This is a genomic window from Bradyrhizobium sp. UFLA05-108 (genome assembly GCF_059803455.1).
Genome location: NZ_JBANAZ010000118.1, coordinates 1 through 15,269, shown reverse-complemented (window position 1 = coordinate 15,269; position 15,269 = coordinate 1). Strand labels below are relative to the sequence as shown.

15 protein-coding genes are annotated in these 15,269 nt (G+C 63.8%); 11 read left to right on the top strand and 4 right to left on the bottom strand.

Annotation, left to right across the window (positions count from 1 at the left end; translation table 11 throughout):
- Window positions 1-72 precede the first annotated feature (72 nt).
- Together SO140_RS43895 and SO140_RS43890 are read right to left on the bottom strand one after the other, a co-directional pair.
- Window positions 73-747: a uracil-DNA glycosylase gene (locus tag SO140_RS43895; RefSeq protein WP_449380854.1), complete on the bottom strand. Its 675-nt coding sequence runs from the start codon at window positions 745-747 to the stop codon at window positions 73-75.
- Window positions 728-1,372: a LabA-like NYN domain-containing protein gene (locus SO140_RS43890; RefSeq protein ID WP_254095709.1), complete on the bottom strand. Its 645-nt coding sequence runs from the start codon at window positions 1,370-1,372 to the stop codon at window positions 728-730. The genes SO140_RS43895 and SO140_RS43890 overlap by 20 nt, the downstream gene beginning before the upstream one ends.
- Before the next feature lie 327 nt (window positions 1,373-1,699).
- On the opposite strand from SO140_RS43890, the gene rpoZ reads away from it, so the two are divergent.
- From rpoZ to parC, 11 genes are all read left to right on the top strand, one after another.
- Window positions 1,700-2,092 carry a DNA-directed RNA polymerase subunit omega gene (rpoZ, locus tag SO140_RS43885; RefSeq protein WP_027522935.1) on the top strand — a complete coding sequence of 131 codons (393 nt, stop codon included), beginning with the start codon at window positions 1,700-1,702 and terminating at the stop codon, window positions 2,090-2,092.
- 220 nt (window positions 2,093-2,312) lie between these two features.
- Window positions 2,313-4,598, top strand: coding sequence for a RelA/SpoT family protein (locus tag SO140_RS43880; RefSeq protein ID WP_449380853.1), 2,286 nt, complete (start codon window positions 2,313-2,315; stop codon window positions 4,596-4,598).
- A gap of 38 nt (window positions 4,599-4,636) precedes the next feature.
- The gene (locus SO140_RS43875; RefSeq protein ID WP_449380852.1) at window positions 4,637-5,389 is read left to right on the top strand and encodes a pyridoxine 5'-phosphate synthase; all 753 of its coding nucleotides are present in this window, start codon (window positions 4,637-4,639) and stop codon (window positions 5,387-5,389) included.
- Window positions 5,386-5,805, top strand: a complete 420-nt coding sequence (gene acpS, locus SO140_RS43870; RefSeq protein ID WP_449380851.1) for a holo-ACP synthase — start codon at window positions 5,386-5,388, stop codon at window positions 5,803-5,805. The genes SO140_RS43875 and acpS overlap by 4 nt, the downstream gene beginning before the upstream one ends.
- Window positions 5,806-6,056: 251 nt before the next feature.
- Window positions 6,057-6,818 (top strand): signal peptidase I, encoded by a 762-nt coding sequence (gene lepB, locus SO140_RS43865; protein ID WP_027522931.1) that lies wholly within the window; start codon window positions 6,057-6,059, stop codon window positions 6,816-6,818.
- The gene (rnc, locus tag SO140_RS43860; protein ID WP_284263024.1) at window positions 6,815-7,630 is read left to right on the top strand and encodes a ribonuclease III; all 816 of its coding nucleotides are present in this window, start codon (window positions 6,815-6,817) and stop codon (window positions 7,628-7,630) included. The genes lepB and rnc overlap by 4 nt, the downstream gene beginning before the upstream one ends.
- Window positions 7,620-8,549 (top strand): GTPase Era, encoded by a 930-nt coding sequence (gene era / locus SO140_RS43855; protein ID WP_449380850.1) that lies wholly within the window; start codon window positions 7,620-7,622, stop codon window positions 8,547-8,549. The genes rnc and era overlap by 11 nt, the downstream gene beginning before the upstream one ends.
- Window positions 8,550-8,581: 32 nt before the next feature.
- Window positions 8,582-8,962 carry a hypothetical protein gene (locus SO140_RS43850; RefSeq protein ID WP_449380849.1) on the top strand — a complete coding sequence of 127 codons (381 nt, stop codon included), beginning with the start codon at window positions 8,582-8,584 and terminating at the stop codon, window positions 8,960-8,962.
- Window positions 8,963-9,072: 110 nt separating this feature from the next.
- The gene (gene recO, locus SO140_RS43845; RefSeq protein WP_449380848.1) at window positions 9,073-9,822 is read left to right on the top strand and encodes a DNA repair protein RecO; all 750 of its coding nucleotides are present in this window, start codon (window positions 9,073-9,075) and stop codon (window positions 9,820-9,822) included.
- A gap of 97 nt (window positions 9,823-9,919) precedes the next feature.
- Window positions 9,920-10,189: a hypothetical protein gene (locus SO140_RS43840; RefSeq protein WP_449380847.1), complete on the top strand. Its 270-nt coding sequence runs from the start codon at window positions 9,920-9,922 to the stop codon at window positions 10,187-10,189.
- A gap of 188 nt (window positions 10,190-10,377) precedes the next feature.
- Window positions 10,378-12,636, top strand: coding sequence for a DNA topoisomerase IV subunit A (gene parC / locus SO140_RS43835; RefSeq protein WP_449380846.1), 2,259 nt, complete (start codon window positions 10,378-10,380; stop codon window positions 12,634-12,636).
- A 320-nt stretch (window positions 12,637-12,956) separates the two neighbouring features.
- On the opposite strand, the gene SO140_RS43830 is transcribed toward parC, so the two are convergent.
- Together SO140_RS43830 and SO140_RS43825 are read right to left on the bottom strand one after the other, a co-directional pair.
- On the bottom strand, window positions 12,957-13,763 hold the full coding sequence (locus SO140_RS43830) for a hypothetical protein (RefSeq protein WP_449380845.1): 807 nt from the start codon (window positions 13,761-13,763) through the stop codon (window positions 12,957-12,959).
- A 71-nt stretch (window positions 13,764-13,834) separates the two neighbouring features.
- Window positions 13,835-15,145 (bottom strand): hypothetical protein, encoded by a 1,311-nt coding sequence (locus SO140_RS43825; RefSeq protein ID WP_449380844.1) that lies wholly within the window; start codon window positions 15,143-15,145, stop codon window positions 13,835-13,837.
- Window positions 15,146-15,269 lie beyond the last annotated feature (124 nt).

Here is a 15,269-nt window from a genome sequence, read left to right as displayed (position 1 = left end):
TGCGACGATGTCCGTGCTGTACTGCTCTCATCCAAAGACGTACCGTGCGGATGATTTTATGACACAGTAAGATTAGTCGAGATCGGCCTTCACCTTCGAAAACACCTTGCGGAACATGTCCGGCGTGAGCACGCCGGTGTTCGTGTTGTAGCGGGAGCAGTGATAGCTGTCGTACAGCCGGAGTGCGCCCGCCTGGTGCACAGCGCCGTGACCGAACGGCGCCTGCGCGCCTTTCAGGCCCAGCGGCTTCAGCACGGTATCGTGCGCAATTCGTCCCAGCGCGACGATGGCACGCAGGTTCGGCATCGTCTCGAGATTCGCGGCGAGGAAGCGGCGGCAGGTGTTGATCTCTGCCGGCAGCGGCTTGTTCTGCGGCGGCACGCAGTGCACCGCATTGGCGATCCGGCAGTCAACCAGCTTCAGGCCGTCGTCGGGCCGTGCCCGATAGGTCCCCTTGGCAAATCCGTATTCGATCAGCGTTGCGTAGAGCAGGTCACCGGCATAGTCGCCCGTGAATGGGCGCCCCGTGCGGTTGGCGCCCTGCATCCCGGGTGCGAGACCGACGATCAAGAGGCGTGCCTTGACGTCGCCGAACGGCGCAACCGGCGCGTTGTGCCAGGACGGCTCGCGTGTCCGGTTCGCCTCGCGAAAGGCCACCAGACGCGGACAGAGCGGGCAGTCACGGTCGGGTACGACGGTGGGGGCCTGGCGGCTTAACCGGGGCGCTTCACTCGTCGAAGTCGTCATCGCCCCTCGGCGCCATCGTGGTCGCGCGCTGGAGGAATTGCGGGGCGTGATGACGTGCTTCGCGGTCGCCACGCTCGCGCGGAGCAGGGCGTTCGGACGGGTCGCGACCAAGCTTGGACTGGAGCTCGACGAGATCGGTGAAGACGTCGGCCTGGCGGCGCAGCTCGTCGGCGATCATCGGCGGCTGGCTGGCAATGGTGGAGATGACGGTGACGCGCACGCCGCGGCGCTGTACGGCCTCGACCAGCGAGCGGAAATCGCCGTCACCGGAGAACAGCACCATCTGGTCAATGTGCTCGGCGAGTTCCATGGCGTCTACCGCGAGCTCGATATCCATGTTGCCCTTGACCTTGCGGCGGCCGCTGGCGTCGATGAATTCCTTCGTGGCCTTGGTGACGACGGTGTAGCCGTTGTAGTCGAGCCAGTCGATGAGGGGACGTATCGAAGAGTATTCCTGATCCTCGATGATGGCGGTGTAGTAGAAAGCGCGCAGAAGCGTCCCCCGGCTCTGGAATTCCTTCAGCAGGCGCTTGTAGTCGATATCGAAGCCCAGCGTTTTTGCCGTCGCGTACAGATTGGCTCCATCGATGAAGAGCGCGATCTTGTTGGTTGGAGAAGGTGACATTCAGTTGCTCGCGTAGTGTTCGTGTTCAATCGTTTTATTGTTGGCGCGACGGCAGCAATCCGCGCAGGTCAAGAAGCTGCCAAAACCCGTCGAAACCGTAAATCCGGAGAATTCAGGGCAAACCAAGGTATAGTTGTGGCGGTCGGCCCGTCCGGCGCCGCCCTCCTTGGCGACCCGGGAAACGCCGATTCTAGCCCCAATGTGGGGTTATCAAAGGCGTTTGGCGAGGCCAAATCACAAAATGATCTTGCGAAACCGCCCCGGCCTCTATAACTAGCCCGCATCATCCACATGTTTTGACCCACCCTAGAGCGGAGCGACAGTCTAATGGCTCGCGTCACCGTAGAAGATTGTATCGACAAGGTCGACAACCGGTTTGACCTCGTCCTGCTGGCCGCCCACCGCGCCCGCATGATTTCATCCGGTTCACAACTAACGGTTGACCGGGATAACGACAAGAACCCTGTTGTCTCTTTGCGCGAAATTGCCGACCAGACCATTTCGCCGGAGGATCTGCGCGAGGAGCTGGTCCACTCCTTGCAGAAATTCGTCGAGGTGGACGAGCCTGAGCCCGATACCGTGCCTTTGATCGGTTCCGCTGGCGCCAGCGTCGATGCCGACGATACCGAGGTTGCTGTCGAGCGCATGACGGAAGAGGAGCTCCTGAAGGGCCTCGAGGGCCTCGCACCGCCGGAGGAGCAGCCCGAGGAGGACGAGTAATCGTCCTCGCGCCGCACCGACGAAATTTTGATTTCATCAAAGGCCCGAACCCGCGTTCGGGCCTTTGCTTTTGTTGACCTTTTCGTGGTTACCATAGCGCCGGCACAGCGCGCTTGCGAGTGCCGTTTCCGATTGTGTCGGACACGCGCACGATTGGCGTTAGGATGTATACAACGGGCCATTTTCTGGTTCGTTTGAAGGCAGGAAGACGCGGGCAGAGATGGTGTATCGGCGTCGCAAATTTACGCAGATGGAGGCCGCGACCGAATCGGTCGCCGTGGCCCCGACTGCGCCGACGACGCGGCCTCCAAAGCCGCGGGCGCGCATGATGCGGCAATATGACCTCGTCGAGCGCGTCAGGTCCTATAACCCCCACACCAACGAAGACTTGCTGAACCGCGCCTATGTCTACGCGATGAAGGCGCACGGTTCGCAGACCCGCGCCTCGGGCGACCCGTACTTCTCCCATCCGCTCGAAGTGGCGGCGATCCTCACCGACCTGAAGCTCGACGACGCCACCATCGTCGCGGCGCTATTGCACGACACGATCGAGGACACCGAGGCGACCCGTGCCGAGATCGATCAGATCTTCGGCCCCGAGATCGGTGCGCTGGTCGAGGGCCTGACCAAGCTGAAGCGGCTGGAGCTGGTATCGCGCGAGGCCAAGCAGGCCGAGAACCTGCGCAAGCTCCTGCTGGCGATCGCCGACGACGTCCGCGTTCTCCTGGTCAAGCTCGCCGACCGCCTGCACAACATGCGCACGCTGGAATTCGTGCGGCCGGAATCTCGGCGCCGGATCGCCGAGGAGACGCTCGACATCTACGCGCCTCTCGCGGGCCGCATGGGCATGCAGGAGATGCGTGAGGAGCTGGAGGACCTGTCCTTCCGCACCCTCGATCCCGAAGCCTACAACGTGGTGATGCAGCGGCTCGATGGGCTGGCAGAGCGCAACCGCAATTTGATCGGCGAGATCGAGGCTCAGCTCTCCAACAATCTGCGCCACAGGGGCCTTGGTGCGCGCGTCTACGGTCGCCGCAAGAAGCCGTTCTCGATCTGGACCAAGATGGAGCGCAAGTCGGTCGGCTTCGAGCAATTGTCCGACATCTTCGGCTTCCGTGTCGTGGTCAACGACGTCGAGGCCTGCTACCGCGCGCTCGGCATCGTCCATACCACCTGGCCGGTCGTGCCGGGTCGCTTCAAGGACTACATCTCGACCCCCAAGCAGAACGACTATCGGTCGATCCACACCACGGTGATCGGCCCGGGCAACCAGCGTGTCGAGCTCCAGATCCGCACCGAGGAGATGGACCAGATCGCCGAGCGCGGCATCGCCGCGCATGTCTTCTACAAGGAGGGTGTCGGATCGCCGACGGAATTCCTGAAGCGCGAGTCCAATGCGTTTGCCTGGCTGCGCCACACCGTCGGAATTCTCTCTGAGAGCACCAATCCCGAGGAATTCCTCGAGCACACCAAGCTCGAATTATTCCACGATCAGGTGTTCTGCTTCACCCCGAAGGGCAAACTGATCGCGCTACCGCGCCATGCCAATGTGATCGACTTCGCCTATGCGGTGCACACCGATGTCGGTAACAGCGCCGTGGGCTGCAAGATCAACGGCAAGTTCGCGCCACTGTCCTCGGAGCTGCAGAATGGCGACGAGGTTGAGGTTCTGACCTCAGAGGCTCAATCGGCGCCGCCGTCGGCCTGGGAATCGCTTGCCGTCACCGGCAAGGCGCGCGCGGCGATCCGGCGCGCCACACGCACCGCAGTCCGCGACCAATATGCTGGCCTTGGCCGGCGTATCGTCGAGCGCCTGTTCGAGCGGGCCAAGATCGACTACGCCGACGACAAGCTGAAGGGGGCGCTGCCGCGCCTTGCCCGCTCCTCGATCGAGGACGTGATGGCGGCGGTCGGCCGGGGCGAGATCAAGGCCTCCGACGTCGCGCGGGCCATGTATCCCGACTACAAGGAAGAGCGGGTCGGGCGCTACGCCAAGAAGGGGCTGGCCGCCAAGCTCAAGGAGACCGTGGTGCCGGGGACGCCACGCCCTCCGGCTGCGATCCCGATCCGCGGCATCAACTCCGACCTGCCGGTGAAGTTCGCGCCGAACGGCGGCGCCGTGCCGGGCGATCGCATCGTCGGTATCGTCACCCCGGGCGAGGGCATCACCATCTATCCGATCCAGGCGCCGGCCTTGAAGGATTTCGAGGAGGAACCGGAGCGCTGGCTCGACGTACGCTGGGACATCGAAGACACCACTCCGCAGCGTTTCCCGGCCCGCATCAAGGTCGAGAACGTCAACGAGCCAGGCGCGCTTGCGCAGATTGCGACCGTGATCGCTGAGCATGACGGCAATATCGACAATATCAGCATGCAGCGCCGCTCGCCGGACTTCACCGAGACGACCATCGATCTCGAGGTATACGACCTGAAGCACCTGAGCGCGATCATAGCCCAATTGCGCGCGAAGGCGGTCGTCGCCCGCGTTGAACGTGTTAATGGATAGCCGAGTTTGCCTGTCCTTCCGATTACGTGAGCCTCGCTATGTCCGTTCCTCCGCTTCGCCTTGGCGTCAATGTCGACCATGTCGCGACCCTGCGCAACGCGCGGGGCGGCTGCAATCCCGATCCGGTGCGCGCTGCTTTGCTGGCGATCGAGGCCGGTGCCGATGGCATCACCGCCCACTTGCGCGAAGACCGCCGGCATATTCGCGACGAGGACATGGCGCGACTGAAGGCGGAAATCTCAAAACCTCTGAATTTCGAGATGGCGGCGACCGACGACATGCTGCGCATCTCGCTCGCCACCAAGCCGCATGCGGTGTGCCTGGTGCCGGAGCGCCGCCAGGAGGTGACGACCGAAGGCGGGCTCGATGTGGTCGGACAGCACAATGCACTCGCGCCCTTCATCGCGCGGCTGAACGACGCCGGCATCCGCGTATCGCTGTTCATCGCCGCCGATCCCCAGCAGATCGAGATGGCGGCGCGACTGCGCGCGCCCGTGATCGAGATCCATACCGGTGCGTGGTGCGACGCCGTGGTCGACGGACACGCTGACAAGGCCGAGGCCGAATGGCAGCGCATCGTGGCCGGCGCGAGGCTGGCGCGCGCCGCGAGCCTCGAGGTCCATGCCGGCCACGGGCTCGATTATGCGACGGCGGAGAAGATCGCAGGCCTGCCCGAAATCGTCGAGCTGAACATCGGCTACTACATGATCGGCGAGGCACTCTTCGTTGGCCTTGCCGAGACGGTGCGCAGCATGCGCGCCGCGATGGACCGCGGCCGGAGCAAGGCATGATCATCGGCATCGGCTCCGACCTGATCGACATTACCCGCGTCGCCAAGGTGATCGAACGCCATGGCGAGCGTTTCCTCGACCGCATTTTCACCGAGGCCGAACGTGCCAAGGCGGAGCGCCGCGCCAAGAGCGAGAAGATGGTCGTGGCGACCTATGCCAAGCGGTTCGCCGCCAAGGAGGCCTGCTCCAAGGCGCTGGGGACCGGCATCCGGCGTGGCGTCTGGTGGCGCGACATGGGAGTGGTCAACCTGCCCGGAGGGCGGCCGACCATGCAACTGACCGGTGGGGCGCTGGCCCGGCTGAAGGTGCTGACGCCGGAGGGCTTCGAGGCGCGGATCGACCTGTCGATCACCGACGACTGGCCGCTCGCCCAGGCCTTCGTGATCATTTCAGCCGTGCCGGAGGCAAAACCTTGATTTGTGGGCCGAAAAATTAAAATAATTCAATTAGATCAGTGTCTTGCATATTGTTGATGCGGCCCTTCATTGCGCGGCTGCCGACAACCGTCTAAAAGTTCGCCGGCGCAAAATCGGCCGGAGTGAATTCGGCTTTACGCCGGAATTGGTCCTCATTATCAGAATCAGGACAATCTCCTTACGCCGCAAAGCGGCGGGGCTATGCGCGGGAATGGGCGTTTCGTGACCGCGGGACCGGAATTGGGAAAGCAATGAGCGTGACTTCAGGAACCAAATCTGAGAGCGGCCTCGGCGAAACCGTCCGGGTCGTCATCCACGCTCTCCTGATCGCGCTGGTGATCCGCACCTTCCTGTTCCAGCCGTTCAACATCCCCTCCGGCTCGATGAAGGCGACGCTGCTCGTCGGCGATTACCTGTTCGTGTCGAAATATTCCTATGGCTATAGCCATTACTCCATCCCGTTCTCGCCGCCACTGTTCTCGGGACGCGTTTTCGGCTCGGACCCGAACCGCGGCGACATCGTCGTGTTCCGGCTGCCGAAGGACGACACCACCGACTACATCAAGCGCGTGATCGGGCTGCCCGGCGACCGTGTCCAGATGAAGGAAGGGCTGCTCTACATCAATGACGTGCCCGTGCAGCGCGAACGCTTGAGCGACTTCGTCGGCGAAGACCCCTGCGGCTCGTCGGATGCCACTGCGCGGGTGAAGCGCTGGAAGGAGACGCTACCGAACGGCGTCACCTATGAGACGCTCGACTGCGTCGACAACGGCTTCTACGACAACACCAACGTCTACACGGTGCCGGCCGGCCACTTCTTCATGATGGGCGACAACCGTGACAACTCGACCGACAGCCGCGTGCAGTCGGCGGTGGGCTACGTGCCGCAGGAGAACCTGATCGGCCGTGCCCAGATGATCTTCTTCTCCATCGCCGAAGGCGAGCACGCCTGGATGTTCTGGCGCTGGCCCTGGGCGGTGCGCTGGAACCGAATGTTCAAAATCGTCCGATGAAAGACGAAGCCAAGGACATCGCAATCCAACCGATCGAGGCCGCTGCGAGCCCTGACGCCGAAGCTGCTCCCAAAGCTCCCGCGAAGAAGAAGCGGGCGCGGAGCGGCAAGGCCAAGGGCGCGAACGCGGCGCTCGAGGCGCGCATCGGTCACAATTTTGCCGATCCGAACCTGCTGATCCAGGCGATCACGCACGTGTCCGCGCTAAAGTCCGGGCGCAAGCGCGGCGACAGCTACCAGCGGCTGGAATTCCTGGGCGACCACGTGCTCGGGCTCGTCGTCTCCGACATGCTCTATCACGCCTTCCCAAGTGCGGATGAAGGCGAGCTGTCGAAGCGGCTCGCCGAGCTCGTGCGCAAGGAGAGCTGTGCTGATGTTGCGAAGTTGCTGGGCCTCGTCGAGGACATCAAGCTCGGCAGCGTCGGCCCTGCCGCCGACGCCCGCTTGCGCAAGTCCGTGCTCGGCGACATCTGTGAAGCCGTGATCGGCGCCATCTATCTCGATGGCGGGCATGCGGCCGCGGCTGAGTTCGTCAAGCGCAACTGGACCGAGCGCATGCACAAGCCGCGGCGGCCGCTACGCGACCCCAAGACCGTGCTCCAGGAATGGGCGCAGGGGAAGGGCTTGCCGACGCCGGTTTATCGCGAGGTCGAGCGCACCGGGCCGCATCACGATCCGCAGTTCCGCGTCGCCGTGGATCTGCCGGGGCTGGCATCGGCGGAAGGCATCGGGGGCAGCAAGCGCGCGGCGGAGAAGGTTGCGGCCTCCGTCATGATCGAACGCGAAGGTGTTGGCGGCGGCAATGACGGCTGAGACGAGCGAAGCGGCGACGCCGCCCGCCACACGCTGCGGCTTCGTGGCGCTGATCGGCGCCCCCAATGTCGGCAAGTCGACCCTGGTGAATGCGCTGGTCGGCGCCAAGGTCACGATCGTCTCGCGCAAGGTGCAGACGACGCGGGCGCTGATCCGCGGCATCGTCATCGAGGACAATGCGCAAGTGATTCTGGTCGATACGCCCGGCATCTTCTCGCCGAAGCGGCGGCTCGATCGGGCCATGGTGTCGACCGCCTGGAGCGGCGCGCATGACGCCGATCTCGTCTGCGTGCTGCTCGACGCCAAGGCTGGCCTCGACGAGGAGGCAGAAGCGATCCTCGCCAAGGTCGCGAGCGTCGCGCACGAGAAGATCCTGGTGCTCAACAAGGTCGACCTGGTCCAGCGCGAGAAGCTCCTCGCGCTGGCGCAGGCCGCAAACGAGCGCATTCGCTTTGCAAAGACCTTCATGATCTCGGCGCTGTCGGGCGATGGCGTCGACGACATCCGGCACGCGCTTGCCGAGATGGTGCCGGCAGGTCCCTTCCTCTACCCTGAGGACCAGATGTCGGATGCGCCGATGCGGCAGCTCGCTGCCGAGATCACGCGGGAAAAGATCTATCAGAAGCTGCACCAGGAATTGCCCTACCAGTCCACGGTCGAGACCGACAAATGGGAGGAGCGCAAGGACAACTCGGTGCGCATCGAGCAGACGATCTTCGTCGAGCGCGAGAGCCAGCGCAAGATCGTGCTCGGCAAGGGCGGCGCCACCATCAAGTCGATCGGCGCGGAAGCGCGAAGAGAGCTCATCGACATTCTCGGCGTGCCCGTGCATCTCTTCCTGTTCGTCAAGGTGCGCGAGAACTGGGGCGACGATCCCGATCGCTATCGGGAAATGGGCCTGGAATTCCCCAAAGAATGAACAAGAAGAAACAAGAAGAAGATGGGTTGGTGATGAGCGTGCCCCGCAACGTCCTGCGCTTCGAAGTGCTGCTCTACGCATCGCTGATGCTGGATGCGCTGTCGGTTGCGTTCCAGGACCGCACGCCGAACCCCGACATGACGGACCAGATGATCACGACCGCGACGCTGATCGCCGGCGGGATGATCCTTCTGCTGGTCTATTTCGTCTGGCTGGCGGCGCAAAAGCGCAAGAACTGGCCGCGCTGGGTGCTGGCGGCGGCCCTCGTGCTCTCGGTGATCTCGCTCGCGCAGATCATCGGCGAGAAGGGAGTCGAGCTCGACAGCGGCATCGAGATCGTGTCCTGCGTGCTGACGGCGATCGGCTTGTATTTCTCCTTCACCGGCGACGCGCAGGGCTGGTTCAACGCCTAGAGATGCGTAGGGTGGATTAGCGGAGCGTAATCCACCGGCGCCATCGGTGGATTACGTCTTCGGCTAATCCACCCTACGATCGAAGCTCGAAATCCGCTAAACTTCATCCCATGGAATGGACCGACGACGGCATCGTGCTGGGTGTGCGGCGGCATGGCGAGACCAGCGCCATCGTCGAGCTCCTGACGCGCGCGCGCGGGCGGCATCTCGGGCTCGTGCGCGGCGGCGCCAGTTCGCGGATGCGGCCGCTGCTCCAGCCCGGCAACAGCGTGCGCGCGGTGTGGCGGGCGCGGCTCGACGAGCATCTCGGCACCTATGCGATCGAAGGCCTGCGGTTGCGGGCTGCGGGGCTGCTCGCGTCCTCGCACGGCGTCTATGGCGTCACGCATCTGGCCTCGCTCGCGCGGCTGTTGCCCGAGCGCGATCCGCATGAGGAGATTTTTGCACAGCTCGAGCACGCGCTCGATGACTTCGACGATATCGGCGGAGCCGCCGTGCACATCATCCATTTCGAGCTCGCGATGCTCGCCGAACTCGGCTTCGGCCTCGCGCTGGAGAATTGCGCGGTAACCGGCGAGACCACGGACCTGATCTACGTCTCGCCGAAATCCGGCGGTGCGGTGTCGCGCTCCGCCGGCGAGCCATGGCGGGACCGGCTGTTGCGCCTGCCGCCCTTCCTGCGGCAGGGCGAGGCGGCGAGCGAGCTCACGGACCAGGACCTCCAGGATGGCTTTCGGCTCACCGGCCGGTTCCTGCTCCGCCACGTGCTGGAGCCGCGCGGGCAGGGCCATTCAGACGCCAGAAGCGGTTTTCTCAATGCGCTGACCCGGCAGCAGGCGAGGGCGATCGCCTCGCCATGAGCGAAGCGCGCCTCTGCCCTGCCTGATCGGCCGGTGAAAAAAGGAACCAAATCGCGCACAGTCGGTTTGCCGCATTGTTTCCACTGGGGAATTCCGCATGATCAAAGGATTGGTGGTCTCCGCCGCGCTGCTCGCGCTGGCGCCGGACGCAATGGCTGGTGAGCAGCCGGGCCTGTTTCGCCGCGCCTCCTGCACCGTCGTGCGGTATTATGTTGCGAAATATTCGGCGGCCGCCGCAGAGACATGGGCGCGATCCCACGGCGCAACGGACGCGGAAATCGAGACCGCGCGGCGCTGTCTGGCCAATGCGCCGACCCCTGCACAGGCCAAGAGCCAGACCGTGACCGCAGGCTGGGCCGGGCAGTAATAGCTACGGGGAATCAACTGATCCTCGCCGGTTTCGCTTCCGCGACTTGCGATCCGAAGCGGCGGAGGCGGCGCGAGCCTGATCTCAATCGGCCAGCAAATCCTTTTTCTGTGAGGAGGTTAGCCTGTCAAATCGCGCGCTTTGATTCGCAGCTTGCCCGATTCAGCGTCTCGGTTTAACGCCTCCCCATGGGAAAACGACAGGTACCGCCGGAAAAGCCGGCCGAAATTCACGAGGTGCCGCTGCGCGATGCGCTCGAAGAGCGCTATCTCGCCTATGCACTGTCCACCATCATGCACCGCGCGCTGCCGGATGCGCGCGATGGGCTGAAGCCGGTGCACCGGCGCATCCTCTATGGCATGCGCCTGCTCCGGCTGGACCCGGGCGCCGGCTTCAAGAAATCGGCCAAGATCGTCGGCGACGTGATGGGCTCCTTCCATCCGCACGGCGACCAGGCGATCTACGACGCCATGGTGCGCCTCGCGCAGGATTTCTCCTCGCGCTATCCGCTGGTCGACGGCCAGGGCAATTTCGGCAATATCGACGGCGATAACCCCGCCGCTTACCGTTACACCGAAGCCCGCATGACCGACGTCGCGCGGCTTCTGCTCGATGGCATCGACGAGGACGGTGTCGAATTCCGTGCCAATTACGACGGCCAGTCCAAGGAGCCGGTGGTCCTGCCCGGCGGCTTCCCGAACCTGCTCGCCAACGGCGCGCAGGGCATCGCGGTCGGCATGGCGACCTCGATCCCGCCGCACAATGCGGCCGAGCTCTGCGACGCGGCCCTGCATCTGATCGAGAAGCCCGACGCGAAGTCCAAGTCGCTTCTCAAGTGGGTGAAGGGCCCGGACTTCCCGACCGGCGGCATCATTGTCGATTCCAAGCAGGCGATCGCGGAAGCCTACACCACCGGCCGCGGCTCCTTCCGTGTCCGCTCCAAATGGGAGCAGGAGGAGGGCGCCCGCGGCACCTGGGTGGTCGTGGTCACCGAGATCCCGTGGCTGGTGCAGAAATCGCGGCTGGTCGAGAAGATTTCCGAGCTTCTGGACCAGAAGAAGCTGCCGCTCGTCGGCGAGGTCCGCGACGAATCCGCTGAAGACGTCCGTCTCGTCATCGAACCGAAGTCGAAGAACGTCGATCCCGCCTTGATGATGGAATCGCTATTCCGGCTGACCGAGCTCGAAAGCAAGATTCCGCTGAACCTCAACGTGCTGATCAAGGGCCGCATCCCCAAGGTCGTCGGCCTTGCCGAAGCCCTGCGTGAATGGCTCGACCATCTGCGCGACGTGCTGATCCGCCGCAGCAATTATCGCAAGGTGCAGATCGAGCACCGCCTCGAAGTTCTCGGCGGCTTCCTGATCGCCTATCTGAACATCGACAAGGTGATCAAGATCATCCGCACCGAGGATGAGCCGAAGCCCGAGCTGATGAAGGCGTTCAAGCTCACCGAGGTGCAGGCCGAGGCCATCCTCAACATGCGGCTGCGCTCTCTGCGCAAGCTCGAAGAGATGGAGATCCGCACCGAGGACAAGAATCTCCGCGGCGAACTCAAGGGCATCAATGCGCTGCTCGCCTCCGAAGCCGAGCAGTGGAAGAAGGTCGGCGAGCAGGTCGGCAAGGTCCGCGACATGTTCGGGCCCAAGACGCCGCTCGGCAAGCGCCGCACCACCTTTGCGGATGCGCCCGAGCATGACCTTGCCGCGATCGAGGAAGCCTTCGTCGAGCGCGAGCCGGTCACCGTCGTCGTCTCCGACAAGGGCTGGATCCGGACGATGAAAGGCCATGTCGAGGATTTGTCGGGGCTTGCCTTCAAGCAGGACGACAAGCTCGGCTTTGCGTTCTTCGCCGAGACGACCTCGAAGCTCCTGCTGTTCGCGACCAACGGCAAGTTCTTCTCGATCGACGTAGCGAAGCTTCCGGGCGGCCGCGGCCACGGCGAGCCGATCCGCCAGTTCATCGATCTCGAGCCGGAAGCCGCGCCGGTGACGCTGTTCGTCAACAAGGGCGGTCGCAAATTCCTGGTCGCGAGCCACGAGGGCCAGGGCTTCGTCGTCAACGAGGACGACTGCGTCGGCACCACGAAGAAGGGCAAGCAGGTTCTCAACGTCGACATGCCGAACGAGGCGCGCGCGATCACGGAGGTGCTCGGCGACACCATCGCGGTCATCGGCGAGAACCGGAAGATGCTGATCTTCCCGCTTGACCAGGTGCCGGAAATGGCCCGCGGTCGCGGCGTACGGTTGCAGAAGTACAAGGACGGCGGCCTATCCGACATCGCCGTGTTCGACGCCAAGGCAGGACTGACCTGGAAGGACTCCGCCGGCCGCGAGTTCTCGGCGACCATGAAGGAACTCGCCGAGTGGCAGGGCACCCGCGCCGACGCCGGCCGCCTGCCGCCGAAGGGCTTCCCGAAGTCGAACAAGTTCGGGCACGTGATCGGGTAGGGGCACACAGCAGAGCTATTGCCTCGCATCCCGCTATGATCGCCCGCGAATGCGAATGCGGGCGATCTGGTCTTGCAGAGGCGGTGGCGGGGTACGGCCGCGGCGCGCCCAACCAAAAATCTCGAAAACAACCCCATGCAAAGTAGCGCGGCGGTCGGCAGGTCGCTTCGGGTGCCGGACGGATTTGGTACGTCGGGCAAGTCAGCGGGGCAGGCCGTGAGGCGCTAAAGCGGGATGAGTTTTGGTTGAATCGGTGCGAGCCCCGGGCACCTCTCCCGCTGGGCGACAGGCTCAGCCGCTCGTCTTAATCTCATCGCGATCTAGCCGTCGACGAATGCCTTCCATTTGGCGAACTGTGACTGTCGCAGGCTCTTCCTTTCGTCGTCGAGTTCGGAACTGCGTTTGGCCGCATCGGCCATGGCGCTCGCGGCGCGATTGTAGCCGTCCGCCGTGGACTGGAAGGGAAAGATGAACTGACCGTTCGCGACCTTGTAGACCCCGAACTCGCGGACTAGAAGCGCGACACATTTATCGAAAGCATTGTAATAGTCCGCCCGCGCGGCCAGCGCCTTCGAGGTGAGCGCGGTCCATGCCGCATGCTGCTCATCGATCAGCGCCATGAAACCGGAGAGCTGCTCATCCCCGAGGTTCAGCGAGCGCGCGTCGTTTTCGATCCTGTCACGCGTGGTCTTGATCATCTCGGCGTAACGAGGCGCCAAACCTGCTGCATTGCTTTCTGCGTTCTTGAGATCGCGGCGCAGTCCGTCAAGGTCACTGCGGCTGGATGCGCCGAGATCGCCGAGCTTGGGCAGCGGTTTCGGCTCGACTTCGCCCAGCAGCTTACCCGTGACGGCATCGATCTCAATCGCGTTGCTGTTTGCGAGGGCAAGCAGCCTGAGCAGCTTATTGGAAGGGTGCAGCTTGACGACCTGATCGAGCTGGTCTGCAGCGGTCACGTCGCGCAAGGCGGTGCGAGTCTCCTTGGCGGAAACGACGGCCTGATACTTCGACAGATCGCCGGCGTAATAGATGGCGACGAAGCAAGCTATCAGGAGGAGAGACAGGAGCACGAGAACGATGACCGGTCGTCGACGCGACCTGGCCTTCTGATCCGGAAACGATTCCACGACGCAGATTCCCCTTTGAACGCACCTTAGCGCCTTTCACCGGGGCCGAGGAGTCCAGACGAGTCGTGAGTCTATGCGGGTGCGTTGGCGGGCAGAGCGCACCCGGGAAAGTCCTGCTCACGCGACGACCACCAGCGCGCCACCGCCTGAGCGACCTCGTCCCACAGCGGCGTCGGCAGATCCGGCACAGCGATCCTGACGACATAGCGATTGCTGGTCGTGTCGTGGAACCATTCCGTCGCACCGAAATCAAAGCCGAAGCTTCCGGCGTGGCGAAGCGGCAATCCGGCTCTGCTCAGGTCGCCCGACAGATCCACAGCGATCTGCCGGACCTGCTGCTCGTCCATGCCGCGCTTCGGCGCGAGCGTCACGTAGAGCCCATGGGCGAAATGCAGCTCCGCCGATGAGCCGGGAAGCGCCGCTGCAAAACAGCGGGCTGTTCGCCGACCGTTGCGCAAAATGGCCGCGACGCGCCGGTCGGTCAGCACGCGGTAGGCTTTCGTACCGACATAGGGCGGAAAATGCGCCGGCAGGGCCGCGCCGCCGAACAGCCGTACGGCATCACGCATTTCCGTCTTCAACTCGGCCAGCAATTGCGGGCCCTTCGCGCCCACGCTGTCGTCGGGGTCCATGAATGTCGCAGAGCCGAGCCGGCCGTATTCCAGGCCGAGGGAGTCGAGCTTGGTGTGGCTGCGCACGAGGACGACGGGAATGTGCCGGCGACGAGCCCAGCCCAGCACGCGGCGGACCCGTCCCGAGCCGATCGAGAAGCACGTCGTGTCGAAGATGATGAGATCGAGCCCGCCCGCTTCGCAGCGCAGCGTAGCCTCGAAGGCGGCGGCCGGCGCACAGGAATCGAAGAGAAGAATTTTCGGCCGGTCCGCGCGAGACACGAATTCACCGGGCGCGCGATGCAGCGCCACGAGACGCAGATGTCGGGCATGGCGGTCGATCAGCTCGATGGTCTCGCTATAGGAGCCGGGCAGGACCAGGATGTCTGCGTTCGGGATCACGCGGGCCGAGCCCAGCAGCAGCGCTGCTATCGCTGCCATGCCCGACGACGTATAGATGGTCCCCGACGTCGCGGCGTCCTCGACGTCGTAGAACGGAGGACCGCGGACTTCGAGATCGGCACGCTGGTAATCGTAGCTGAACTCGAACGGACCGGCCCGCAGCCGCCCCCAATGTGCCCAGTCGGTTTCCGTGCGCGCCCAGTCGTGCAGGGCGTGTTCGGCCTTCAGCGCCGCGGCGAGGCGGAATTTCTGTTCGATCACCTCTACGACCGCAACCGGCTTTCGCAGCGCCAGAGGCTTCGCAAGGCAGCCATTCAACAATGCAAGTTCCTCGTGCTTCCGGTCGAGATACGCAGAGAGTGTTTCCATGGTGCGCCTTCGATGACCCTTATCAACGTTTGCGGTGCAGATCGGGTCCTAATCTTACTGTGTCATAAAATCATCCGCACGGTACGTCTTTGGATGAGAGCAGTACAGCACGGACATCGTCGCA

Coding starts and splice junctions, on each gene's coding strand:
- recO (WP_449380848.1), top strand. CDS start 9,073: ATGGAATGGACCGACGACGGCATCGTGCTGGGTGTGCGGCGGCATGGC.
- rnc (WP_284263024.1), top strand. CDS start 6,815: ATGAAAGACGAAGCCAAGGACATCGCAATCCAACCGATCGAGGCCGCT.
- SO140_RS43840 (WP_449380847.1), top strand. CDS start 9,920: ATGATCAAAGGATTGGTGGTCTCCGCCGCGCTGCTCGCGCTGGCGCCG.
- rpoZ (WP_027522935.1), top strand. CDS start 1,700: ATGGCTCGCGTCACCGTAGAAGATTGTATCGACAAGGTCGACAACCGG.
- acpS (WP_449380851.1), top strand. CDS start 5,386: ATGATCATCGGCATCGGCTCCGACCTGATCGACATTACCCGCGTCGCC.
- SO140_RS43890 (WP_254095709.1), bottom strand. CDS start 1,372: ATGTCACCTTCTCCAACCAACAAGATCGCGCTCTTCATCGATGGAGCC.
- SO140_RS43825 (WP_449380844.1), bottom strand. CDS start 15,145: ATGGAAACACTCTCTGCGTATCTCGACCGGAAGCACGAGGAACTTGCA.
- parC (WP_449380846.1), top strand. CDS start 10,378: ATGGGAAAACGACAGGTACCGCCGGAAAAGCCGGCCGAAATTCACGAG.
- SO140_RS43875 (WP_449380852.1), top strand. CDS start 4,637: ATGTCCGTTCCTCCGCTTCGCCTTGGCGTCAATGTCGACCATGTCGCG.
- era (WP_449380850.1), top strand. CDS start 7,620: ATGACGGCTGAGACGAGCGAAGCGGCGACGCCGCCCGCCACACGCTGC.
- SO140_RS43895 (WP_449380854.1), bottom strand. CDS start 747: ATGACGACTTCGACGAGTGAAGCGCCCCGGTTAAGCCGCCAGGCCCCC.
- SO140_RS43850 (WP_449380849.1), top strand. CDS start 8,582: ATGAGCGTGCCCCGCAACGTCCTGCGCTTCGAAGTGCTGCTCTACGCA.
- SO140_RS43880 (WP_449380853.1), top strand. CDS start 2,313: ATGGTGTATCGGCGTCGCAAATTTACGCAGATGGAGGCCGCGACCGAA.
- lepB (WP_027522931.1), top strand. CDS start 6,057: ATGAGCGTGACTTCAGGAACCAAATCTGAGAGCGGCCTCGGCGAAACC.